This window comes from Azospirillum sp. UENF 312511, from assembly GCF_058780635.1.
The window spans coordinates 865042-891790 of record NZ_JBSNCG010000005.1 but is presented as its reverse complement, the minus strand read 5'-3'; the positions used below and the strand labels follow the sequence as shown (position 1 = coordinate 891790).

Sequence of the window (26749 nt, the reverse complement as noted above, 5' to 3'; positions counted from 1 at the left end):
CGAGAAAAGATACTCGATAGGATCGGCTTATCGGCGTCGATTACTTTTAAAGATCGGGCGATAAGCGATTTCAATCAGTCGCGAAGCCACCGGCACCGGATTCGGCCAACCGGCGCGCAACGTCAGGGAACAGTGAAGCAATGCCGGGGCGGGGCCGTTCGACGACCCCCTTCCGGCTGCCAACAAGGACGACGGGAATGAACAGATTCGTCACTGCCAACCCGAGCAAGTGCATCGGTTGCCGCACATGCGAGGTCGCCTGTGCGCTTGCCCATTCCGATGGTGCCGGCGTCGAAGGGCTGGCGCCGGACACCTTCAAGCCGCGCATCCGCATGGTGAGGACGGCCGACGTCAGCACCGCGGTGATGTGCCACCATTGCGAGGACGCGCCCTGCGTCAACGCCTGCCCGAACAACGCCATCGTCTACCGCCAGCACAGCGTGCAGGTGGAGCAGGAGCGCTGCCTGGGCTGCAAGAACTGCGTGCTGGCCTGCCCGTTCGGTGTCATGGACGTGGTGACGGTGCCGGCGGTCCGGCAGTTCGCCGGCATGGCGCTGAGCCTGGGCGTCAAGGCGCAGGCGCACAAATGCGACCTGTGCGTCGGCCGCGACGCCGGCCCGGCCTGCGTGTCGGTCTGCCCCACCAGCGCCCTGACCCTGATGGACCGGGAGGCGATGGACGAGACCCTGCGCCGCCGGCGCGAGCGCGCCGCCCAGGAGGCCGCCGAAGTCGCGGCCTGATCCACCACGTCACCACCCATCACCGTGGCCGGATCACAGCCGGCACAATCGAGCGAACACCGAGGTCGAGATGGAAAAGCATATGGCGGTCTGCCCCTACTGCGGTACGGGCTGCAAACTGAATCTGCTGGTCGAGGGCGGGAAGGTCGTCGGTGCCGAACCCTTGAACGGCGTCACCAACGAGGGAGAACTCTGCCTCAAGGGCTATTTCGGCTACGACTTCATCAACGACACCAAGATCCTGACGCCGCGCCTGCGCAACCCGATGCTGCGCCGCAGCCGCGACGCGGCCTTCGAGGCGGTGTCGTGGGACGAGGCGATCCAACACGCCGCGACGAAGCTCAGCGCGATCAAGGCCAAGTACGGCCCCGAACTCGATCATGACCACCGGCTCGTCGCGCGGCACCGGCAACGAGACCAACTATGTGATGCAGAAATTCACCCGCGCGGTTCTCGGCACCAACAACGTCGACAACTGCGCGCGCGTCTGCCACGGCCCGTCGGTCGCCGGGCTGCAGGTGACGCTGGGCAACGGCGCCATGAGCAACTCGATCCCCGAGATCGAGCACACCAAATGCGTCCTGGTCTTCGGCTACAACGTCGCCGACAGCCACCCGGTGATCGCCAAGCGCATCATCAAGGCCAAGGAGCGCGGCGCCAAGATCATCGTCTGCGACCCGCGCAAGATCGAGACGGCGCGTCTGGCCGATCTGTGGCTGCCGCTGAACAACGGGTCCAACATGGCGCTGGTCAACGCCTTCGCCAACGTCCTGATCAACGAAGGGCTCTACAACAAGGAGTATGTCGCCAACCACACCGAGGGCTTCGACGAGTACAAGGCGATTGTCGACACATACACCCCCGAATACGCCGAGGCGATCACCGGCCTGCCCGCCGCCGACATCCGCGAGGCGATGCGCATCTACGCCGCCGCCCCCTCCGCCACCATCCTGTGGGGCATGGGCGTCACCCAGTGGGGCCAGGGCGTCGACGTGGTGAAGGGGCTGTCGGGTCTGGCGCTGCTGACCGGCAACCTCGGCCGGCCGAACGTCGGCGTCGGCCCGGTGCGCGGCCAGAACAACGTGCAGGGCAGCTGCGACATGGGCGTGCTGCCGACCGAATTCCCCGGCTATCAGAAGGTCACCGACCCGGAGGTGCGGGCGAAGTTCGCCAAGGCCTGGGGGGTGGAGTCGCTGCCCGACCAGATCGGCCACCGCCTGACCGACGTGCCGCATCTGGCGGAGACCGGCAAGCTGAAGGCCATGTATGTGATGGGCGAGGACCCCGCCCAGACCGAGCCGGACCTGGCGCTGGTGCGCAAGGGGTTCGAGGCGATGGAGTTCGTCATCGTCCAGGACATCTTCATGACGAAAACGGCGATGTTCGCCGACCTGATCCTGCCGGCGACCTCCTGGGGCGAGCATGAGGGCGTGTTCAGCGCCGCAGACCGCAGCTTCCAGCGCTTCACCAAGGCGGTGGACGCCAAGGGCGACGTCAAGCACGACTGGGAGATCATCAGCCTGCTCGCCACGGCGATGGGCTATCCCATGCACTACAACAACACCAAGGAGATCTGGGACGAGTTGCGCGAGCTGTGCCCGATCTTCTACGGCGTGACCTACGAGAAGATGGAGGGGCTGGGCGCCGTGCCGTGGCCGTGCCGCGACCTCGACTCAGCAGGCTCCAAGTATCTCTACGAGGGCAACGTCTTCCAGCGGCCGGGCGGCAAGGGTCTGCTCTTCGCCACCGAGTGGCGTCCGCCGCAGGACCAGCTGACCGAGGAGTTCCCGCTGATCCTCTGCACGGTGCGCGAGGTCGGCCATTACTCCTGCCGCTCGATGACCGGCAACTGCGCCGCCCTGCAGACGCTGGCCGACGAGCCGGGCTACGTCACCATGAACCCGAAGGACGCCAAGGCCCTGGGCATCCGCGACCAGGAGCTGGTCTGGGTGTCGTCGCGCCGCGGCAAGGTGATCAGCCGGGCCAGCGTCACCGACCGCACCAACAAGGGGGCCGTCTACATGACCTACCAGTGGTGGATCGGCGCCTGCAACGAGCTGACCATCCACGCCGTCGATCCCATCGCCAAGACGCCGGAATACAAGTACGCCGCCGTCCGGGTGGAGGCCATCGCCGATCAGGTCTGGGCCGAGAACCACGTCCAGCAGGAATACGCGAAGCTGAAGGGCGGCCTCAGCAACGCGGTGACCCGTGCTGCGAAGAAGGCCCCGGCCTACGCCTGACCGCGGGGGACCGACCGCCCCGCCTTTCCCTTCGGGGACGGGCGGGGCGCTCCCCGGCTTTTACGGGAGCCAGCCCATGCATGAGATCGCTCTTTGCCAATCCCTGCTCGAACAGGCGATGAAGGCGCGGGAGGCCGCTCCCTTCGGCCGGGTGGTCCGCGTCAGCCTGTCGGTCGGTCGGCAAAGCCGGGTGCAGCCCGACGCCCTGCGCCACGCCTTCGACCTGCTCAGCCGCGATACCTTCCTGGAGGGCGCCGATCTGCGGATCGACCGGCCGCCGGGTGAGGCGTTCCGGCTCGTCGAGATGGAGGTGTCTTGAGAGACGGTCGCGCTGAAAGAATGCCTGAAAGACGATATGTGGGCCAACGATGCGTCCCTTTGCCGCTGCGGCAGGCGGCGCCGCGGCAGCAACGGCTGACCCGGATCAATGACGGTGCCTGGGTTGTGAACCATAAGGTCCCACGTGCGATGCGCCCCATGGCGGTCACCGGTTGTGCGCTGCGCAGGACGTGGTGAGAGGAACCCCGGCATGCAGGAAAAGCTGGAATTTCTGATCGCGCTGGCCACGGAGAAGCATTTCGGCCGTGCGGCGCAGGTCTGTGGGGTATCGCAGCCGAATCTGTCCGCCGCGATCAAGCAATTGGAAACGACCCTGGGTGTGCCGCTGGTCGATCGCGGCGCCCGCTTCATCGGCTTCACCGCCGAAGGGGAGCGGGTGCTGGACTGGGCGCGGCGCATCGTCGGCGACTACAAGGCGATGCGCGCCGATGTCGAAACGATGAAACAGGGGCTGACCGGCACGCTGCGGCTGGTGGTGGTGCCGACGGCGCTGCCGATGGTCCAGCGGCTGACCGCCACCGTCTGGTCGATGCATCCCGGCATCAAGATCACCATCGCTTCCCACAGCTCCACCGAAATCCTGTCCAAGCTGGAGAATCTGGAGGCGGAGGCCGGGATCACCTATCTCGACAACGAACCGCTCGGCAACGTGGACGAGGTGCCGCTCTACCATGAACGCTACCACCTGATCACGGCGGCCGACGGCCCGTTCGGTGGTCGTGACAGCGTCACCTGGGAAGAGGCGGCGACCTTGCCGCTCTGCCTTCTGAACACCACCATGCAGAACCGGCGGATCATCGACCGCGCCTTCGCCGAAGCGGGGGTTCATGCCGAACCTATGCTCGAATCCAACTCCATCGTCGTGCTGACCAACCACCTCTGCACCGGCATGTGGTCGACGATCATGCCGCGGATCATGGCGGACTCGCTGCTGCTTCCCCAGACCATCCGCGCCATTCCCATCGTGGCTCCGGAACTGTCGACCCTGATCGGTCTCGTGGTGTCCCGGCGCGACCCGCAGCCGCCACTGACCGCGGCGCTGATCGCCGACGCGCGCCGCCTCGCTCCCGAGCTGGCGACGGCCGCCTGAAGGCGGCACGGCGGTCATCGACCCCGGGCGTGCCGGAGGCTGGTCCGGTGCTGAAGTCGATTGCCGGCGAAGGACCCGATGGTCGTCGCCCGGCCGACCGCTCGACGCTCCCTTCCATGAACGTCCCTTTCGGCACCCGAGTGCCCAGGCGCCGTCTTCCTATGCATCGAGCAACGAATGGATGTGGAAGGGTGGCGGGGCGTTTGCCGTGACGCGGCTGCCGTCCCGTGTCCGGCGTCTCAAGGCATGCGCCTGTTCCTGCCTCTCATGGCGTCCACGACGACCGGCTTGCGCCGCGCATCAAGGCGCGGGCTTGCGCAAAGATTCCTGCGTCCTCACGGTTCACCTTCCCCGCATCGTCTATGACGAGGATGCGAATGTTACAAATTCCGACAAACTAGGACTAGCACCCACCCCGAAATCGTAAGATAGAAATAGCTACCTCAGATGGAGATCCGACGGGGTCTTCGTTAATCAAAGGTTAGCAACGACCATCGCGCGAAGGTATCGGTCCCATGAACTCATCCACCAAAGCCGCTTCTTCCATTCACGTCCCTAAAGAAGATGTGGAAAAGAGAAAGGCGTCGCGGTGGGCTTGTTTCGCGGCCGGCGCTATTCTTGCGGGTGTGACGGCCCCTGCGCTCGCGCAGCAGCTGCCGGCTCAACTTCCCTCGGGCGCGGAACCGCGTCCGGAGGCGCCGCGGCCGGTGATGCCGCTGCCCTCCGTGCCCGGCGGGGCGGTGACGGTGCCGAAGGCGCCCGCGGCGGAGGCCCCGGCGGGGGCCGAGAACTACCGCCTGACGTTGCGGGAGGTCACCATTGAAGGCGCCACCGCCTACGGCCAGGACAGCCTCAAGGCCGCCTACCAGGACATGCTGGGCCGCGAGGTGTCGGTGGCGGACCTGTTCAAGATCGCCAACGACATCGAGTTCCGCTACCGCAACGACGGCTTCATCACCAGCCGGGTCATCGTCCCCGCCCAGACGATCGAGGACGGCACCTTCCGCCTCCAGGTGGTCGAGGGCTTCGTGTCCGACATCACCTATCCCGACGACATCGGCCCGGCGCTCGCCGCGGTGAAGCGGCTGGTGGAGCCGCTGCGCGGCGTCAAGCCGATCAACGTCGCCGAGGTCGAGCGCCGTCTTCTCCTGGCGAACGACCTCGCCGGCCTGACCGTGCGCGCCAGCCTGGAGCCGTCGCCGGACACGCTCGGCGCCTCGGTGGTGGTGGTGAAGACGGACCGCAAGGCGGTGGACGCCCTGGTGTCGTTCAGCAACCGCAACACGCCCTATCTCGGCACCGCCCAGACGACCGCGACGGCGGCGCTGAACTCCTTCGGGCCGAACGCCGACACGGTGAACCTCAGCGGGCGCGTGTCCTCCCCGGCATCGCGGGCCTGGTCGGTCGGCGCCGGCTACCAAGCGCTGGTGACCGGCGATGGGCTGACCTTCTCCGCCACCGGCTCCTACTCCAAGTCGCGCCCGGGCCTGACGCTGGACCCGCTGGACGTGGAAAGCTGGGTGGCCGCGGGCGTGGGAACGCTCAGCTACCCGGTGATCCGCTCGCGCCTGGAAAACCTGCGCGCCGTCGGCGAATTCGAATACCGCGACGTGAACACCGACATTTCCGGCGACCGCTTCAACCGCGACCGCCTGCGCATCCTGCGCGGCGGTTTCAGCTATGACCGGACGGACGGCTGGGACGGCATCACCGCGGTGCGCGGCCTCGTGCACCAGGGTCTGGACATCCTCGACGCGACGAAGCTCGGCTCGGCCTACGCGTCGCGCGAGCGCGGGCGCAGCGACTTCACCAAGCTCACCGCCGACATCACCCGCGTGCAGCAGTTGCCGGCCAACTTCAGCATCCTGGCGACGGCCACCATGCAGGCCGCGGGCACGCCGCTGCTGGCCAGCGAGCAGATCGCGCTGGGCGGCCCGAGCTACGGACGCGCCTTCGACGAGGGCGAGATCTCCGGCGACAACGGCTGGGCCGGGTCGCTGGAACTGCGCTACACGCCGGTGCTGCCGGACAACAGCTTCGCGCAGGCGGTCCAGGTCTACGGCTTCGTCGATGGCGGCGAGGTGTGGAACCGCTCCAGCCTGGAGCAGAACAGCCGGAATTCGCTGGTCTCCGTGGGCGGCGGCGTGCGCGCCAGCCTCGTGGAACGGCTTTTCGCGACGCTTGAGATCGACAAGCCGCTGACCCGCCGCGTCGCGACCGAGGGCGACAAGGACATGCGGGTCTTCTTCAACATCACTGCGCAATACTGATAGGGCCGGGGGATACAGGACATGGGCAAGGGCAACGTCACCACCACCTCCGGCTTCACCGAGCTTCCCGGCGCGCGCCGCCACCGCCAGACGCTGCGCCAGCGGCTGCTGCTGTCGTCCGCGACGGAGGCGCCCCAGCGTGGTGGCGGCACCCGGCACCAGCGCCGCGCGGCAAAGGCCCGGGGAGGCATCGACTTTGCGCGGCTGGCGCTGCGCAGCGTGATCGGTGTGGCGCTATCCACCCTGTTCGCCGGCGCGGCCTACGCCAACCCGCTGGAAGGCACCGTCACCGCGGGCGCGGTGACCATCCAGTCGGCGACCCCGAAGTCGATGGAGATCCTGCAGTCCACCGACAAGGCCATTATCAACTGGAAGTCCTTCAGCATCGACGCCGGTGAGAAGGTCACCTTCCAGCAGCCCTCGGCCGCCAGCGTCACGCTGAACCGGGTCACCGGCAACGACCCGTCCAAGATCATGGGCAGCCTGTCGGCCAACGGCACGGTCATGCTGGTCAACCCGAACGGCGTGGTGATCGGCGCCGGGGCGAAGGTGGATGTCGGCGGGTTGGTGGCGACCACCGCCAACATCTCCGACGCCAACTTCATGGCGGGCAAGTACCAGTTCGATCAGGCCTCCACCAAGCCGAACGCCATGGTGGTGAACGAGGGCGACATCACCGTCAAGGACAGCGGTTTGGCCGCCCTGGTGGCCCCGCACGTCCGCAATTCCGGCGTCATCCGCGCGAAGCTGGGCAAGGTCGCGCTGGGCGGTGCCGAGACCTTCACGCTCGACTTCCACGGCGACGGGCTGATCAGCTTCGACGCCAGCTCCGCCGTCAAGACGGTGGCGAAGGACGCGGACGGCAAGCCGGTCGCGGCTCTGGTCGTCAATTCCGGCGAGATCGCCGCCGAGGGCGGCAGCGTCACCCTGTCGGCGCGCGCCGTGAAGGGCGTGATCGACAACGTCATCAACACCGACGGCGTCATCAAGGCCACCTCGGTTGGCAGCGCCAACGGCAAGATCGTCCTGTCGGGCGGCGACAACGGCAAGGTCAACATCGGCGGCACCGTCGATGCCAGCGGGCGCGGGGAGGGGCAGACCGGCGGCACCGTCGTCGCCACCGGCGCCGAGATCGCCGTGAAGAAGAACGCCCGCGTCGACGCCTCCGGCAGCAAGGGCGGCGGCGAGGTCGCCATCGGCAGCAAGACGGGCCGCTCCGGCATTTGGTCGGACAAGGTGACGGTCGAGGCCGGCGCCACCCTGTCCGCCGACGCGGTGAAGTCCGGCAAGGGCGGCAGCGTGACGGTGCTGTCGCAGAAAAGCACGAAACACGCCGGTAAAATCTCCGCCCGCGGCGGTGCCGAGGGCGGCGACGGTGGCTTCGCCGAGGTGTCCAGCCACAAGGACATCACGCTGACCGGCAGCGTCGACCTGACCGCGCCGAAGGGCGCGGCGGGCACCTTCCTGCTCGATCCGGAAAGCCTGCGCATCGTCAGCTCCGCCGGAGGCAGCCAGGACGGCGCCGCGGCGGACGGCACGATCGGCGTCAACGACCCCAACCTGGGCAGCGGCGACGCCGTCAACACGGTATCGAAGCAGGTGCTGGAGAGCATCGCCAGCAACGCCAACATCGTGCTGGAGGCGTCGGGCCTCATCACGGTGGAGACCAGCCTCGATCTCCAGACCACGGCGGGCCACAGCTTCACCCTGCGGTCGCTGACCTCCAGCGGCATCGCCTTCACCGACGCCAGCTACGAGATCCGCACCAACGGCGGCGACATCGTGCTGGAAGCCAACGGCATGGCCAGCAGCCTGACCAACATCGGCAAGCTGACGACCCGTGGCGGCGCGGTGCGGCTGACGGCCACCGACAATGTCCAGCTCGGCAACCTGATCGACACCACGCCGGTCTCGGGAAGCGCCGGGGCGGTCTCCGTCAAGGCCGAGAGCGGGTCGCTGACCGCGTTGGACGCCGGCCGGATCGTCGGCGGCCCGGTCACCCTGACCGCCGGCGGCTCCATCGGCGCCAGCGGTGCGGCGGTGTCGACCAGCAGCACCCAGCTCTCCCTGGTCACCGGCGGCAACCTGTTCGTCACCAACGACCAGACGGTGACCGACCTCTCCGTCACCAGCACGCACCGGACGGTCGGGGTCGACAGCCACTTCTTCCTGGCCTCCACGGGCCTGATCTTCACCGTCACCGATTCGGCCGGCAGCACCGCGCTCGACACGATCAGCCAGGTCGGCGGCCTGAACAGCTTCGCCTTCCGCAGCGACCGCAACATCCAGGTCGGCACGGTCAACGCCGGAGCGGGGTCCGTCGCGCTGACCAGCACCGCCGGCAACATCACCGGCACGGGCGCGAGCCTGCTGACCGGCGGCGCGCTGACGCTGACCGCCCGTGGCTCCTCGGGCAGCAACGGCGCCATCGGCACATCCTCGCAGGTGCTGAACACCGCCGGCGGCAGCCTGACCGCCACGGCCGGCAGCGGCGGCATCAACCTGTCGAACACCGGTGCGCTGACCCTGGCCAACCTGACCAGCGGCGGCTTTACCACCATCGCGGCCACCGGCAACCTGACGGTCGGCGCGGTGGCCATCGGCAGCAACACGCTGACCCTGACCAGCAGCGGCGGCAGCATCCTGAACGATGCCGACGCCTCGACCACCATCAGCTCCTACAGCTTGGTCCTGAACGCCGCCGGCAGCATCGGCACCAGCGGCACGGCCCTGACCGCCGGCTCCTACAACATCGACGCCACCTCCGGCGCGGGCGGCGTCTTCCTGACGACGTCGGGCTCGGCGGTGCTGGGCTCCATCGTCTCGACCAACGGCGACGTCGCGATCACCACCGGCGGCACGACCACCATCGGGACGATCACCAGCGCCAACGGGACCAGCAGCATCGCCGTCACGGCGAACGGCACGGTGTCCGACATCACCGCGACCACGGTCGATGCCGGGGCCGCCGGCAACGTCACCCTGACGACCGCCAACGGCAGCATCTCCGCCCTGTCCGGCACGATCACCGGCGACAACGTCACCCTCACCGCCGGGGGCAGCACCTCCACCGTGATGGTGAACACCGCGGCGAAGCGGCTGACGGTCACCAACAACGCGGGCAACGTCACGGTCATGCAGACCGGTGCCGTGACCGTGGACAACATCACCTCCACCGGCTCGTCGATCTCGCTCACCGTGAACGGCGGCGCCGCCACGCTGGGGACGATCAAGACGACCGCCGGCGCGATCTCCGTGACGGCGACCGGCGGGGCGATCCTGGGCAAGGACGCCAACAACCGGTTGTCCGCCAACGCCATCAGCCTGAGCACGGACGGCGCCATCGGGAGCTTCGGCACCCATCTGCGCACCTCCACGGGGTCGCTGACGCTGAGCAACGTCGGGGATCTGTATCTCGACAACAGTGGCGTGATCCTGACCGGCCTGTCGATCACGAACCGGCACGTTGGCGGGGCCGCCAACGCGCTGGAACTCACGTCCGAATACTTCAACTTCGTGGTCGGCGACAACGGCACCGCGACCATTCTGGAGGCGGTCGGCAGCCCGAAGCTGTCCACCCTCACCTTCGACAGCGACATCGACCTGATCGTCGGCGATCTGGCCACGGTGGGGACGGGCGGCACAGTCAAGCTGACCTCCACCACCGGCAGCATCCGCGACGATGGCAGCCTGAACACGCGGATCAACGCCGACACCGTGACGCTGAGCGCCGTGGCGGGCAGCGTGGGCGACGCCAACGCTCCGCTGGCGCTCAACGCCACGAAGCTGACGCTGACCACCGGCGGCGACCTGCACGTCACCAACCTGTCCGACATGGCGGAACTGACCGTCACCAGCACGCATGCGGACACGACGGTGGTGAACAGCTACTCGATCACCGCGCCGAACTTCGCCTTCGACCTGACCGACGACGCCACCAACGGCTATCTGCTTCGCACGCTGGTCGACACCACCGGTCAGATCTTCTCCTTCAAGGGCGACCGCGACATCCGGCTCGGCCGGGTCGATCTGACTTACAAGAACGGCGTCCTCCCCGACAACGGGACGCCCTCGCCCAGCGAAACCTACAGCATCTTCAACGCCGAGACGACGAACGGCTCCATCCTGGACGACGGGTCGAAGACCACGGTGGTGCTGGCCGGGTCGGTCAACCTGAAGGCCAGCAAGGCGATCGGCAGCGGCTCGGGCACCGAGTATCTGGACATCGTCACCCCGGTTCTCAACGCCAGCGCGGCGGACGGCGGCATCTACATCACCCTGCCGACCTCGACGGGTGTCAACAACCAGAAGAACCTCATCACGCTGGGCAGCCGCTTCTTCAGCGCCGCCAACAACCCCATCGTGGTGACGGCGACCTGGGGGGACATCGCCTTCGGCTCCAACTTCTCGTCCAGCGCCAGCAGCGATATCACGGTCACGGCGACCAACGGCTCGATTCTGAACCCGAACAACGCCACGTTGCGCACGAGTTCCGCCGGTACGGTGACCCTCACCGCCGGGAAGAACATCGGCACGTCCGGAAAGGCGCTGAACGTGGAGGCCGGCACGGTCGTGGCCACCGCCGGCGGTTCGATGTGGCTCGGCCTGGGCACCGGCCCGACCGGGCTGGACAGCCTGACGGCCGGCGGTGACATCACCGTCACGAAGTCCAACGGCGTCATGACCGTCGGGTCGGTCAGCGCCAACAACGGCACCGGAACGGTCACGCTGACGAACACCAGCGGCAGCATCCAGGACGATTCGGACAGCACGACGCTCATCGCCGCCGGCAAGGTGATCCTGAGCGCCAATGGAAGCGTCGGCGGCACCAACGCGCTGAATCTGGCGACGGCGAACCTGTCGATCACGACGGGCGGGTCCGTGGGCATCACCAACACGATGGCGCTGACCGACCTGACGTTGACGCGCGGCTCCTACTCCGGCGGCACCATCGGGATCACCACGGTCAACGGACAGGTGTTCACCCTGTCGGACAGCTCGTCGCAGTCCACGATCCAGACCGTCACCAGCAGCACGGCGCTGAACTTCGCCTTCAATTCGTCGCGCGCGGTCAAGGTCGGCACCGTCAACGTCGGAACGGGCGGCAGCGTCGCCATCGTCTCGTCCAACGGCGTCACCAACACCGGCAACGGCAGCAAGATCACCGCCGGCAAGGTGTCGCTTGAGGCGGGGGCCTCCTCCTCCATCGGTGATTCGACCCTCTACGGGGCCATCAACCTCGACACCGGCGACCTGTCCGTGACATCGGGGCGCGACATCTACGTCGACAACAACGGACGCGCCTTCAACAGCCTGGCGATCACCAGCACGAACGCCACCACGGCCACCGCGACCAAGAGCACCTTTTCCATCGGCAGCACCGGTGCCCAGATCTACACGTTGGTTGACAGCGGCACCAAGGTCGCAATCGACGTCGCCAGCGCCCAGAACAGCAACTTCAGCTTCACCGGTAAGAAGAACATCGAGATCAACCAGATCACCGCCGCCGGCGGTGCCGTCAGCCTGACCACGGCGGGCGGCGGGGAGAACTCGACGATTACCATGGCGGGAAGCGGAACCATTACGGCGTCCTCCGTCACCCTGTCTGCCAACGGCTCCGGCACCAACGGCGGTTCCATCGGCACCAGCACGCGGGCGGTGAAGACCTCCGCCGCGTCGCTGACCCTGGTGAGCAACGGTGACCTCTACATCAACAACAGCAACACCGCGCTGACCGCGCTGGACGTCACCGTCACGCACAAGACGTCCACCGCCACGGGGACCTATCAGTTCAACGCCCTCGGCTCCAACCGCAGCTTCACGGTGACGGAGGCCAGCGGCATCCAGACGCTGGCCCTGTCCACGCCGAGCAACGGCAGCATGGACCTGCGCTACAGCGTGGATCGCGGCATCGTGGCCGGCACGATCGACGCCGGCACCAGCTCCACCGGCTCGGTGGCGCTGACCTCCACCGGGGCGGCTTCGGGCGCGTCCGGCGGTCCGTCGATCAACGGGTCGGGCACGATCACGGCGGGCTCGGTCTCCCTGACCGCGACCGGCGGCAACGGCAACGTCGGCGGCACCAACCAGGTGCAGACCAGCACCCAGAAGCTGTCCATCGCGTCGGGCGGCAACGTGACGGTCAGCAACAACACAACCCTGACCGATCTGACGCTGGACTTCCGGCACAACAAGTCCGGCGGCGGGAGCAACAGCTACTCCATCAGCTCGACCGGCCTGACCGCCAGCTTCAGCGATTCGTCGTTGCAGGAAGGCCTGACGGTGACGAACGTCACCCAGAGCGGTCTGAAGCTGAACATCAGCAACGACAAGGCTCTGCGGATCGCCAAGATCGACGTCGGGAACAGCGGCACCGTCGATCTGACCGCCAATTCCGGCAGCTCCAGCATCAGCGCCACGAACAGCAGCGGCACCGCGGTCACTGCGGGCAGCCTGACGCTGAAGGGGACCAGCGTCGGCCACACCAACAGCGGCTCCTACTTCACCACCCAGGTCGGCACGCTGTCGGCCAATCTGACGGGATCGCTGACGCTCAGCAACACCGGCACCCTGACGCTGAAGGATGTGAAGGCCGGTTCCTCGGCGGACATCAAGGTGACCAACAACGGGTCGCTGCTGCAGTCCGGAACCAAGCCGCTGAGCGCGGACAAGGTGACGCTGACGGTCGAAGGGGGCTCCATCGGGGCGTCCGGCACGCCGCTGCTGACCGAGACGCGGACCCTGGAGGTGATCGCCGGGCGCAACGTCTATCTGACGAACGGCGCCGACCTGCACGCCCTCAGCCTGGATGTCAGGCACGCCTCGACCGGCGCGCAGAACGCCTACGACATCCGGTCGGAAGGGCTGACCTTCGCGCTGACCGACAGCAACACCGGCAGCCAGTACACGCTCGGCAGCGTCGTGGACGCAAGCGGCCTCGACTTCTCGTTCAAGAGCGACAACAGCGTCGCCCTGGGGACGATCAACGGCGGACTCGCCCGCAAGGTGACCATCGAGACCACCGGCACCGGCAAGGACATCTTCAGCAACGGCAGCTCGATGGTGACCGCCGGCACGGTCACCCTCACCGCGACCGGCGGCATCGGTCAGGCGGGATCGTCCGCCAACCACATCGCGACGATGGCCGACACGTTGGTGCTGACGACGGCGACCGACGCCTTCGTGGACAACGGCAAGGACCTGACCGCGCTGTCGCTGACCAGCTCGCGGACGACCGGCGCCGGCACCTATCAGATCACCGCGCCGCAGCTCGTCTTCACCATGACGGACGACGGCGTCACCACCACGCTGAGCGAGCTGACCGACACCACCGGTCTCGCCTTCAAGCTGGACACCCAGCACGCGTTGTCCATCGGCACGCTCAACGCGCAGAACTGGGGCACCGTCGACCTGACCAGCGCAGGCGCCATCACGGGCGCCGCCTCGGCGAACGCGGGCAACCCGGCCAACCGCATCACCGCGGGCACCGCGACCCTGAGCAGCGGCGGCGGCATCGGCTCCTCCAGCAACAAGATCCATCTGTCGGCGTCGTCCGCGACCTTCAACGTGAAGGGCGATCTCTATGTCGAATCCGACACCCGCATCGGCACGCTCAAGATCAAGAGCACCTCGTCCAGCATCAACGACCGCAATTACAGCCTGACCTCGGTCGATACGTCCGGCTCGGCCATCGCGCTGACTGGTGCCGAGAGCAGCACCCAGGCGGTGCTGGCCGCGCTGACTGACCGCAGCGGCGTGCGCTTCACCTTCGACAGCCACCGCAAGCTGGTCGTCGGCGGCCTTGACGTCGGCAAGACCGGCACGATCGCCCTGATCGCCGACGCCGGCATCGTCGGGAACGGCCATTCGGTCCTCAAGATCAACGCCGGCGTCGCGAGCCTGACGTCCTCCTCCAACGTGGTCGGTGCGAACGGGGGTGAATTCATCAGCATCACCACCGGCAACCTGACGGTGAACGCCAACAACGGCGCCGTGATCAACCTGCACGGCCCGACGGTCATCGACTCCATGAGCTTGGCCGGTGCGCTGACCCTGAACAATTCCACCGGCGACATCGCGCTCGGCTCGATCTCGATGTACGGCGCCAACGCGGTCATCAACAACCAGGGCGGCTCGATCCTCAGCGGCACGATCAGCGGCAGCAATCTGGTGAACCTGACGGCGACCGGGTCCATCGGCAACGTCTCCGCCATCTCGACGCAGGCCAACTCCACCAGCACCACGCTGACCGCGAGCGCCGCCGGCAGCATCGCGGTGTCGGAGAGCAAGAGCCTGATCGCCCAGTCGGTGGTGAGCACCGGTGGCGGTGCGATCAAGCTGTCGACCGGCTCCTCGGGGGCCGGCCTCCTGACCGCCGGCACCATCACCACGACCGGGTCGGTGTCGCTGACCAGCGGCGATGGCAGCATCGACGCCAGCAACGGCAATCTGGTGTCCGGCGGCAGCGTCGAGCTGTCCGCGATCAATGGCGGCATCGCCGCCACGGGCTCCACGCTCAACGTCGCGACGACCGATCTGACGATCAAGACGCCCGGCACCTTCAAGGTCGCCGACACGCTCGACCTCGCCAAGCTGACCATCGACCGCACGCCGGGCACGACGGGGGCGTCGACCTCCGGCACGATGAGCCTGACGGCGGCCAACCTGAGCTGGAACGTCACGGACAGCGGCGGCACCACCACCTTCACCACGCTGACCGACAGCACCGGCCTGGACTTTACCTTCAAGGCGCCGGGGGCCATCGCCATCGGCACGGTGAACACGGGCGCTTCCAGCACGGTCAGCCTGACGGCGACGGGCAACAGCGCGACCGCCGGCAACATCACGGCGGTGAACAACAGCTCCACCATCACCGCGGGCTCCCTGAAGCTCGACGCCCAGAAGAAGACCAACGAACAGGGCAACAGCAGCGCCATCGGCAGCAACGCCACGGCGCTGGGCATGAACGTGTCCAGCCTGACCGCCAGCAGTGGCACCGGCGGCCTGTTCGTGAAGAACGCGGCGGGGCTGAACCTCAGCTCCATCACCACCGGCGGCGCCCTGACGGTGATTGCGGCGGCCGGCGACCTGACCGTCTCCAACCTCTCCTACGACAGCAGCAAGGCGCTGACCCTGACGGCGACGGCCGGCCGGATCCTCAACGGCGGCTCCAGCCTGAGCCTCGGCACCGGCAGCGCCACGCTGACGGCGGGGGCCGGCATCGGCACGGCGGACTCGGCGTTCAAGGTCACGACGTCCAGCACCGGGGCGCTGACCACCAACGTCACGGGCACGGGCGGCCTCTATCTCGACATCGCCGGATCGCTGACGGGCGGGCTGACGGCCGCGGTCAGCAACGGCCCGGTGGTGGTGTCGGGCAGCGGCAACATCACGCTGACCAACGTCGCCATCGCCACCGACGCGGCGGGCAACAGCATCACCGTGACCTCGACCGGCGGGTCCATCACCGCCGGGACGGTGACGGCGGGCGCCAACGACGGCTCGGTCACGCTGAGCGCCACCGGCAACGGCGGCAAGATCCTGGCCGCCAACGGCGGGTCCGCGGTCACCGGCAAGACCGTCGCGCTGAACGGCGCCGGCGGCATCGGCACCTCCTCCGCCCGCGTTGGCGTGGGCGGGGCCCAGGTGCAGGTGAACGGCGGTTCGGGCGACATCTATCTGAGCACGACCGGCGCCACCGCGCTGGCCTACGCCGCGACGACCGGCGGCAAGATCGACGTGCAGGCCGGCGACCGCCTCCAGGTGGTCAGCGCCAGCACCGGCGGTGGGGCGATCACGATCTCCTCCACCGCGGTGGACGCCGACATCATCGCCGGCAGCATCAACGCCGGCACCGGGGCGGTCACCCTCAGCTCCAGCGGCGGCGGCGTCTATGACGACGGCCTTGCCGAGACGCGGATCGTCGGCGGTTCGGCCTCGCTGACCGGCAGCAAGGGCGTCGGCACCTCCAGCCGGTCGGTCCAGACCACCACCGGCAGCCTGACCCTGGCGAGCGCCACCGGCAGCGTCTACCTGACCGACGCCTCCACCGGCGGCGTCACCGTCGCCTCGGCCACCGCCTCCAGCGGCTCGGTCACCATCGAGTCCGCCGGCACGATGACGGTCCAGTCGGTGTCGGCCAACACCACCAATGGAACGGTCGCGCTGACCGCCACCGGCTCCATCCTGGGCAGCGGCAACGGCACTCATGTGACCGGCCATTCGGCCAGCCTGACCGCCAACGGCGGCAGCATCGGCACTGTCACCGACGCCGCCACCGGCGCCGGCACGCCGATCAAGATGAACGTGTCGAGCCTGACCGGCCTGACCGCCACCGGCACCACGCCGGTCATTTCGGTCGACAACATCAACAGCGCCGCCCTGACGCTGACCAGCAACCTCGTCACCCTCGGCGCCGGCGGGTCCGCCTACATCCGCACGGCCGGCAACCTGGACGCCAGCGCCGGCCTGTCGATGACCAGCGGCAACCTGCTGCTGCAGTCCGGCGGGGTGTTGACCCTGCCGACCGCGGCGATCAACCTCGGCATGGGTGCGCTGACCTTGAAGGGCACCACCGACGTGGTGGCCGCGGGGGCCTCGCCGCGGTCGCTGTCGATCACCGCGGGCTCGCTGACCTTCGCCAGTGGCTCCAACGGCGGCGACACCACCCTCAACACCACGGTCGGCACCATCGACGCCAGCCTGACCGGCTCCGGCAAGAACCTGACCGTCAACAACACCGGCACGCTGACGGCGGCGACCTTTGGCGCCAACGGCACCGTCACCGCCACCAGCAGCACCGGCATGACGGCGACCTCGGTGACCGGGGTCGGCACGGTCAGCCTGACCGCGACGACGGGCGACCTGACGGTCGGCACGGTCAACGCCGGTCCGACCGGGACCATCAACCTGTCGGCGGCGGGCGGCAGCCTGCTGACCGGCAACGGCACCAGCCTGACCGGCGGCACGCTGAACCTGACCTCCAACACCGGGATCGGGACCAGCAGCGCCGCCTTCACCAGCACCATCGCCAACATCTCGGCGATGGTGACCGGAACGGGCGGAATCTATCTGGCCGGCACCAGCTTCAACCTGGGCAATCTCGCCACCACCGACGGCGACATCGCCGTCACCGCCAGCGGCGCCATCAGCGACAGCAACGCCACCACCGGAATCAACGCCGGTGGCAGCGGCACCATCTCCCTGATCTCCACGGGGGGTGCGGTGTCCTTGACCAAGGCGGTGTACAGCGTCGGTTCGGACGCCACCCGGGCCAGCGTGACGGTGCAGGGCACCAGCATCGCCCTGGGCAACGTCACCACCACAGGCACGCAGACCTACACCGGCAACACCACCTTGAACGGCACGCTGTCCGGCAAGTCGGTGACCGTCACCGGGAACCTGACCCTGTCCGGCGCCAACCGCATGGTGAGCGCGACCGGCGGCGACCTGTCGGTGACCGGCACGCTGAACGGCGGTGGGTACGGGGCGACCCTGAACGCGGCGCAGGGCGGCGTGACGCTGGGCGGGGCGGCCAGCAACCTGGCCTATCTGACGGTCACCGCGGGGACCATCGGCCTGCGCGCCGTGACGACGACGGGTGCGCAGACCTACACCGGCGCGACCAGCCTCCAGGGCGCCTACGCCACCGGAAACGGCGCCTTCACGGTGACCGGCGCGACGACGCTGGCGGGCGGCACCACGGTGAACTCCGGCAGCGGAAACGTGCTGTTCAGCGGCACGGTGAACGGGGCCAACTCACTCGTGATCACCAGCAGCGGCGCGACGCAGTTCAGCAGCGCCGTGGGTGGCACGACGGCGCTGACGACCCTGACCATCGACGCCGGCGGGACGGCCAGCGTGAAGTCGGTGACGACCACGGGCGCCCAGACCTACAGCGGCACGGTGACGCTGGATGGTACCTACACCACCGGCGCGGTCTTCTCGGCCATCGGCGCGGTGACGTTGGCCGGCAACACGACGGTGGACGGCACGTCGAGCGTTGTGTTCATGAACACGGTGGACGGCGCTTATGCCCTGGCGGTCAACAACCAGGGCATGGCGCAGTTCAACGGCGCTGTGGGCGGCACGACGGCGCTCGCCAGCCTGACCACCAACGCCGGCGGCACCAGCAGCGTGAAATCGGTGACGACCACCGGCGCACAGACCTACAACGACGCGGTGACGCTCGACGGCACCTACAACACCGGCAGTGGGTCCTTCACCGCCAACGCGGCGACCACGCTGGCCGGTGCGACGACGGTGAACGGCGGGGCGGTGCTGTTCGCCGGTGCGGTGGACGGCGGCTACGCCCTGGCCGTCAACAGCAAGGCCGCCACGCAGTTCACCGGTACGGTGGGCGGCACGACGGCTCTGGCCAGCCTGACGACGGATGCCGGCGGCACCAGCAGCCTGCGCAGCGTCACCACCACCGGGGCGCAGACCTACAACGACGCGGTGACGCTCGACGGCATCTACACGACCACCACCGGGGCCTTCAGCGCCAACGGTGCGACGACGCTGGCCGGCGACACGACGGTGAATGGCGGGTCGAGCGTGCTGTTCGCCGGCACGGTGGACGGCGCCTACGCCTTGGCGGTCAACAACAAGGGCGCCACGCAGTTCACCGGCACGGTGGGCGGCACGACGGCGCTCGCCAGCCTGACCACCGACGCCGACGGTACTAGCAGCCTGAAGTCGGTGACGACGACGGGGGCGCAGACCTACAACGACACGGTCACCCTGGACGGCACCTACACGGGCAGCACGGTCACCGCCAACGCGGCGGCCACGTTGGGCGGGGCGACGACGGTGAACGCCGGGACGGCGACCTTCAACGGCACGGTGAACGGCGCCCAGGCGCTGACCATCGCCGGGACGGGCACGGCGCAGTTCAACGCGGCGGTGGGCGGCACGACGGCTCTGGCCAGCCTGACCACCAACGCGGGTGCCACGGCCAGCTTCCTGAACGTCACCACCACCGGCGCCCAGACCCACAACGCCGCCACGACGCTGAACGGCACCTACACGACCACCACCGGTGCCTTCACCGCCAACGGTGCGGTGACGCTGGCCGGCGACACGATGGTCAACGGCGGGTCGAGCGTGCTGTTCGCCGGCACGGTGGACGGTGCCTACGCCTTGGCGGTCAACAACAAGGGCGCCACGCAGTTCACCGGCACGGTGGGCGGCACGACGGCTCTGGCCAGCCTGACGACGGATGCCGGGGGCACCAGCAGCCTGCGCAACGTCACCACCACGGGTGCCCAGACCTACAACGACGCGGTCACGCTGAACGGCATCTACACGACCACCACCGGCGCCTTCACCGCCAACGGTGCGACGACGCTGGCCGGTGCGACAACGGTGAATGGCGGGTCGAGCGTGCTGTTCGCCGGCACGGTGGACGGTGCCCAGGCCCTGGTCATCAACAGCGCCGCCGCGACGCAGTTCAACGCGGCGGTGGGCGGCACGACGGCTCTGGCGAGCCTGACGACGGATGCCGGGGGCACCAGCAGCCTGCGCAACGTCACCACCAGCGGCGCCCAGACCTACAACGATGCGGTCACGCTGAACGGCATCTACACGACCACCACCGGTGCCTTCACCGCCAACGGTGCGGCGACGCTGGCCGGCGACACGATGGTGAACGGCGGGTCGAGCGTGCTGTTCGCCGGCACGGTGGACGGTGCCTACGCCTTGGCGGTCAACAACAAGGGCGCCACGCAGTTCACCGGTACGGTGGGCGGCACGACGGCTCTGGCCAGCCTGACCACGGACGCCACCGGTACCAGCAGCCTGCGCAACGTCACCACCACCGGGGCGCAGACCTACAACGACGCGGTGACCCTGAACGGTATCTACACGACCACCACCGGGGCCTTCAGCGCCAACGGTGCGACGACGCTGGCCGGCGACACGACGGTGAACGGCGGGTCGAGCGTGCTGTTCGCCGGCACGGTGGACGGCGCCTACGCGCTGGCGGTCAACAACAAGAGCACGACGCAGTTCACCGGCACGGTGGGCGGCACGACGGCTCTGGCCAGCCTGACCACGGACGCCACCGGTACCAGCAGCCTGCGCAACGTCACCACCACGGGGGCGCAAACCTACAACGACGCGGTGACCCTGGACGGCACCTACACGGGCAGCACGGTCACCGCCAACGCGGCGGCCACGTTGGGCGGGGCGACGACGGTGAACGCCGGGACGGCGACCTTCAACGGCACGGTGAACGGCGCCCAGGCGCTGACCATCGCCGGGACGGGCACGGCGCAGTTCAACGCGGCGGTGGGCGGCACGACGGCTCTGGCCAGCCTGACCACCAACGCCGGTGCCACGGTCAGCTTCCTGAACGTCACCACCAGCGGCACTCAGACCCACAACGCAGCCACGACGCTGAGCGGCACTTACAGCTCGACCGACAGCGCAATCACCTTCAACGGTGCGACGACGCTGGCGGGGACCACGGCGGTGAATGCGGGCTACGGCACGATCACCTTCAACGGGACGGTGAACGGCGCCCAGGCGCTGACGGCGACCTCGACCGGGGCGATGGTGTTCAACGCGGCGGTGGGCGGCACGACGGCGCTCGCCAGCCTGACCACCGGCACGGGCTACACCAGCCTGGTCAACGTGACCACGGCGGGGAACCAGAGCTACGGCGGTGAAACCAGCCTGATGGGCACCTACGCCACCGGCAACGGCGCCTTCACCGTCGCCGGCCCGGTGACGCTGGCGGGGACCACCACGGTCGACGCCGGCAGCGGCGCGGTGACCTTCAACGGCACGGTGAACGGGGCGCAGGCGCTGACCGTCAACAGCAGCGGCGCCACGCAGTTCAACGCGGCGGTCGGCAACACCACGGCCCTCGCCAGCCTGACCACCGACGCCGACGGCATCACCAGCCTCACGTCGGTGACCACCAGCGGTGCCCAGACCTACAACGACGCCACCACGCTCAACGGTGCCTACAGCTCGACCGACAGCGCGATCACCTTCAACGGTGCGACGACGCTGGCGGGGACCACGGCGGTGAACGCGGGCTACGGCACGATCACCTTCAACGGGACGGTCAACGGCGCCCAGGCGCTGACGGCGACCTCGACCGGGGCGATGGTGTTCAACGCGGCAGTGGGCGGCACGACGGCGCTCGCCAGCCTGACCACCGGCACGGGCTACACCAGCCTGGTCAACGTGACCACGGCGGGGGACCAGAGCTACGGCGGCGAAACCAGCCTGATGGGCACCTACGCCACCGGCAACGGCGCCTTCACCGTCGCCGGCCCGGTGACGCTGGCGGGGACCACCACAGTCGACGCCGGCAGCGGCGCGGTGACCTTCAACGGCACGGTGAACGGCGCCCAGGCGCTGACCGTCAACAGCAGCGGCGCCACCCAGTTCAACGCGGCGGTGGGCGGCGCGACGGCGCTCGCCAGCCTGACCACCGATGCCGACGGCACCACCAGCCTCACGTCGGTGACGACCAGTGGCGCCCAGACCTACAACGACGCGGTGACCCTGGACGGCGCCTATCTGGCCGGCACGGTCTTCACGGCGGCGAAGGCGGTGACGCTGGGCGGCGACAGCCGGATCACCGGCACCGGCGGGATCGTCCTCGCTTCCACCCTCGACGGCGGGCGGGCGCTGACGCTGACCAGCGGCAGCGGCGACATCCTGCTCGGCGGTGCCGTCGGCGGCAGCAGCCGTCTGGGGGCGCTGACGATCAACGGCGGCGGCACCACCACCATCGCCGACACGGTCAAGGCGGCCTCGCTGGTCACCGACGCCACCGGGATCACCATCCTGAACGGCGGCAGCGTCGACACCACCGGGGCGCAGAGCTACGCCGACGCGGTGACGCTGGGGACCGACACGGTCCTGACCGGCACCCAGGTGGCGCTGTCGGGCGGCATCGACGCAGCGGAGGCGGGCCGTCAGAGCCTGACCATCGCCGGCAACGCCGCGCTTGCCGGCACCCTCGGCACCCGGCAGGCGCTGGCCGCGCTGACGGTCGGTGGCGAGACGCTGCTGACCGGCGCCACGGCGGTCACCAGCGGGGCGCAGACCTACGGCGGCGCCGTCCGTCTGGCGGGCTCCCCGTCGGCCCTGGCCGGCACCGGCGTCACCTTCGCCGGGGCGCTGGACGGCGGGCAGGCCCTGACCGTCACAAGCGGCACCGGCGACGCCGTCTTCGCCGGCACGGTCGGCGGAACGGAGCGGCTGGGCGATCTGACGGTCTACAGCGCCGGCCAGACCCGCTTCGCCCAGTCGGTTCGCGCGGCCTCGGTCGTCACCGACGCGGCGGGCACGCTGGCCCTGAACGGCGGTTCCGTCGACACCACCGGGACCCAGACCTACGGGGAACGGGTGGTGCTGGGGACCGACACCCTCCTGACCGGCCGCACCGTCGTGCTGGTCGGCGGGTTGGACGCCGCCACCCGCGGCGGCCAGGGGCTGACCATCGCCGGCGACGCCATCGTCAACAGCCTGGTCGGCGGCACGCAGGCGCTGAGCCGCCTGTCGGTGACCGGCACCGCCGCCCTGAACGGCGGCGCGGTGACCACCGTGGCGGAGCAGAGCTTCGGCGGCGCGGTGACGCTGGGGGTCGACACCGTCCTGACGGGCGGGACCGTCTCCCTGCTGAACGGCGGCAGCGCCGCCAACGCCGGGGTGCAAGGGCTGACGGTCGACGGCGACGCCGTCCTGGCCGGGGTCTTCGGCGAAACCGGCGCCCTGCGGCAGATCGCCGTCAGCGGCGGCACCCGCCTGGACGGCGCGTCCGTCACCACCACCGGGGTGCAGCGCTTCGGCGGCGCCCTGACGGTGGCCGGCGCCAGCGCGCTGACCAGCACCGGCGGCGACCTCGTGTTCGGCGGGGCCGTCGACAGCGCCAACCGTTCCGCGCTGTCGCTGAACGGCGCGTCCATCCGGGCGGCGGGGGACATCGGCGCGTCGGGCCTGATGGGCGACGTCACGGTCCGGACCTCGGGCGGCGTCTTCTACGACGGCGCGGTGACCGTGCGCTCGCTGACCCAGACGGCCGGCGGCGAGAGCCGCTTCGCCAAGACGCTGACCGCGACCGGAATGGACGGCCTCCGCCTGACCGGCGCCGGCTTCACCTTCGGCGCGGCGGTGAACAGCGCCGGCTCGCTGGCCTTGGTCACGACGGACGGGGCCGGCATGGTGACCTTTGGTCGCGATGCCACGGTTGTCACGGAGGGAGGCTTTACCCAATCCGGTGGATCGGGCATTGTTCTGCCCACCAGCATTACGGCCAAGACCGGCCCGATCTCGCTGGGTGCCGTGGCGTCCTTGCCGGACGGCCAGGCGTCCATCGCGGCGGGCGGCCCCATCACCATGGCGGGGCTCCAGGGCAAGGCCACCATGCTGACCATGGCGTCCGACGGCGGGGCGCTGCTTATCGGACAGGAGACCGGGACCGCCTTGCAGAAGATCGACGTGCTGAGCCTCACCGTTCCCAAGGCCGGTTCCGCCCGGATGTTCGGCACCGTGGCCGGCAGGACGGATGCGTTGGCCGCCAGCGCGATCGACAGCCCGCTGCGGGCCGCCCCGTACTTCATCAACAACACCCCCTGGGGTCCGACGCAGCAGGTCAGCCGGGTCGCCGCCACCGTGGTGGTGGTGGTCCCGGTTCCCAGCACCCCCGGCGTCGCCAGCCTGTTCACCGGCACGATGACCCGCGCCGGCCTTACGCCGAACGCTCTGGCCGCCTACGCCGCGCCGCAGGTTCTCACCCTGGCCGGCACGACCCCGTCGCTGACCGGTGTGGGGGCGCAGCCGGAGGTTCTGTCCACGGGCGCCGGAACCAACCCGTCCACCACCCGCGCCGGCGCGCAGCCGGAGGTCCTGACCACCGGCCCCGCGCCGTCCGCCACCGGCAACCAGCAAACGGAGGAGGAGGAGGCGCGCTGAGGCGCGCCTTCCCCCGGCAGACCTTTACCCTTTGGATAGCGAACGATGACCGAACCGACCCTGCCCCTGTTCTACAAGAGCCCCCGCCCGCTGGTGGCCGCCCGCGACGCCGATCTGTCGCTGCGGACCGAGCCGAACTTCGCCTTCGCGGCCACCACCAACTCGGTGCCGCTGATGGCGGCGGAGTTCCCCGCGGCCTGCAAGCAGTTCCCGATCCTGTTCTCGGAAGGCCCGACGGCTCAGCCGGTGGCTCTGCTCGGCCTGCGCAGCGGGGAGAATCTGTTCGTCGACGCGAACGGCGCGTGGGAGGAGGGGACCTACATTCCCGCCTACGTCCGCCGCTATCCGTTCATCTTCCTGGAGAGCGAGGACGGGGCTCAGCTCACCCTGTGCGTCGACGAGGCGGCGGACTCCGTCGTTCCGGGCCGGGACAACCCCTTCTTCGTGGACGGGCAGCCTTCCGCCCTGACCAACAACGCCCTGGAGTTCGTCAAGGAAGTCCAGGCCCAGAACCTGTTCACCACCCAGTTCGTCGAGGCGGTGGTCGCCGCCGGCCTGATGTCGGAGAAGCGCGCCGACATCACCCTGAACAACGGCGAACGGCTGAGCCTCGCCGGCTTCAACGTGATCGACGAGGCAGCCTTCAACCGGCTTCCCGCCGAGACGCTGGTGGAGTGGCGCGACCGCGGCTGGCTGGGGCTTGTCTACGCCCACCTGATCTCGGTCAGCAGCTGGTCGGGGCTGGTCGACCGCCTCGCCCTCCGGGGCTGATCCGGTCCCGCTTGGCGGAAACGGGAAGGGCGGCGCCACGACGGCGCCGCCCTTTTTCGTTCTGGACCGGCGGAGGGGCGGCGATCAGAAACCCTTTTCGATCTTGAAGACGTCCGGCTCGTTCGGCTTCTCGATGTAGGAGAGCTGAAGCGACGGCGGCAGGGCGGGGGTGTCATCGGAGGGCTTCGGCGGGACCGCGAGGGTCAGCAGGCTCATGCGCCCCTGGCTGTCGGTGCCGCGGAAGACCACCACCTGCGATCCGTCGCCGACCGGCGCGTTGAGCAGCATGCCCTCCTGCCGGTAACCCTGTCCCACGAAATAGTTGCGCAGGGCGTTGGCGGCACCGACCAGGGCGTTGGGATCGACCTTCGGATTCACCGCGCCGCCCCACAGGATGTTCACCTGGAACAGCTTCTGCGTCGAATGGCCGAGGATGTAGGCGACGACCGCCGGGCCGGCACCGGTCTGCAGGTCGTCGACCTTCACGATCAGGCTGGTAGTCCGCTCCGTCGCGTTGATCTCGCGGCGGACGTCCTTGCCCTCGATCTTGAAGTCCTTGGTGATGGCCTTCGTGACCTCGTCACCGGTCATGCCGAAGCGCGCGGAGCGGAAACCCGTAACCTTGGCGGCTGGGGCCGCCTCGGGTGCGGCGTTGGGCGCGGCGTTGGGCGTTGTGGCCGGGGCGGTCTGGGCGACGGGAGCGGGGTTGCGATCGGTGGTTGCGGCCTGGGCCGCGCCTGAGAGGGCTCCGGCCAGGGCAAGGGCGGCAAGGGACAGCCCCAGGGCCGGTTGGTGAAACGGCATAATGGAAACTCCACAGGACATCGAAGCCATTCGGTCGGCGGATCAAGGCAAATACAGCCGTTCGCCCCTTATCCGGATGAGGCGACCGGCCAAATGCGGTTGCTTCGAACGACAGTTTAGCAAAATCCAACCCGGTTCCGGGGGTGAATTATGGCCGGATTGTCATGTCCTTTTTCCGACGCGGAAGGCGCCGGCGAAGTTCTGTACCTTGTCCGACGACACTGAGAGCAGCGCCTTCGTGACCGCCGCCGGGCGCCGCGCCTGTGCGACGGCGATTTCCGCCACGAGGCGCTCCAGCGCCGGGGTCGCGCTGCGGTAGCGGATGCGATGCTCTCTGGCCGTATCGATCAATCCAGCCTGTTCAAGATTCGCCAAGACTTCCTGGAGGATGAGCGTGCTGCTGCGCGATTCGCGAATGAGTTCGTCCGAATTCCATGCCTGACCCGGATCACGCCGTAAAATCAGCAGAATCTCCAGAGTCCACACCGTCTTGATCGAATGCTGAAGAAAGATCAGGGCATCGTCCGAAAGCACGCCGCCAGTCCATTGTCTGTTCCA

The 26749-nt window shown here is 68.7% G+C and carries 9 protein-coding genes and 1 pseudogene; 8 read left to right on the top strand and 2 right to left on the bottom strand.

Annotation, left to right across the window (positions count from 1 at the left end; genetic code table 11):
- The first annotated feature begins 197 nt into the window (after positions 1 to 197).
- From ACWPN7_RS32425 to ACWPN7_RS32390, 8 genes and pseudogenes are all read left to right on the top strand, one after another.
- The gene (locus ACWPN7_RS32425) at positions 198 to 740 is read left to right on the top strand and encodes a 4Fe-4S dicluster domain-containing protein (protein WP_040136092.1); all 543 of its coding nucleotides are present in this window, start codon (positions 198 to 200) and stop codon (positions 738 to 740) included.
- Between the two features lie 70 nt (positions 741 to 810).
- Positions 811 to 1056: pseudogene (locus ACWPN7_RS32420) on the top strand (formate dehydrogenase subunit alpha); the annotation flags it as partial.
- Between the two features lie 64 nt (positions 1057 to 1120).
- The gene (gene fdhF, locus ACWPN7_RS32415; protein WP_492273725.1) at positions 1121 to 2983 is read left to right on the top strand and encodes a formate dehydrogenase subunit alpha; all 1863 of its coding nucleotides are present in this window, start codon (positions 1121 to 1123) and stop codon (positions 2981 to 2983) included.
- A gap of 76 nt (positions 2984 to 3059) precedes the next feature.
- Positions 3060 to 3302 carry a hydrogenase maturation nickel metallochaperone HypA/HybF gene (locus ACWPN7_RS32410; protein ID WP_051658428.1) on the top strand — a complete coding sequence of 81 codons (243 nt, stop codon included), beginning with the start codon at positions 3060 to 3062 and terminating at the stop codon, positions 3300 to 3302.
- A gap of 210 nt (positions 3303 to 3512) precedes the next feature.
- A complete protein-coding gene (locus tag ACWPN7_RS32405; protein ID WP_459197504.1) occupies positions 3513 to 4412 on the top strand; it encodes a LysR family transcriptional regulator in 900 nt (299 codons plus the stop codon).
- 710 nt (positions 4413 to 5122) lie between these two features.
- On the top strand, positions 5123 to 6682 hold the full coding sequence (locus tag ACWPN7_RS32400; protein WP_459197505.1) for a ShlB/FhaC/HecB family hemolysin secretion/activation protein: 1560 nt from the start codon (positions 5123 to 5125) through the stop codon (positions 6680 to 6682).
- Between the two features lie 21 nt (positions 6683 to 6703).
- Positions 6704 to 24616: a filamentous hemagglutinin N-terminal domain-containing protein gene (locus ACWPN7_RS32395; protein WP_459197506.1), complete on the top strand. Its 17913-nt coding sequence runs from the start codon at positions 6704 to 6706 to the stop codon at positions 24614 to 24616.
- Positions 24617 to 24661: 45 nt separating this feature from the next.
- Positions 24662 to 25387, top strand: coding sequence for a SapC family protein (locus tag ACWPN7_RS32390; RefSeq protein WP_040136102.1), 726 nt, complete (start codon positions 24662 to 24664; stop codon positions 25385 to 25387).
- An 84-nt stretch (positions 25388 to 25471) separates the two neighbouring features.
- On the opposite strand, the gene ACWPN7_RS32385 is transcribed toward ACWPN7_RS32390, so the two are convergent.
- Both ACWPN7_RS32385 and ACWPN7_RS32380 read right to left on the bottom strand, forming a co-directional pair.
- Positions 25472 to 26191: a hypothetical protein gene (locus ACWPN7_RS32385; protein ID WP_459197507.1), complete on the bottom strand. Its 720-nt coding sequence runs from the start codon at positions 26189 to 26191 to the stop codon at positions 25472 to 25474.
- 162 nt (positions 26192 to 26353) lie between these two features.
- On the bottom strand, positions 26354 to 26725 hold the full coding sequence (locus ACWPN7_RS32380) for an Rrf2 family transcriptional regulator (protein ID WP_103040478.1): 372 nt from the start codon (positions 26723 to 26725) through the stop codon (positions 26354 to 26356).
- Positions 26726 to 26749: the final 24 nt, after the last annotated feature.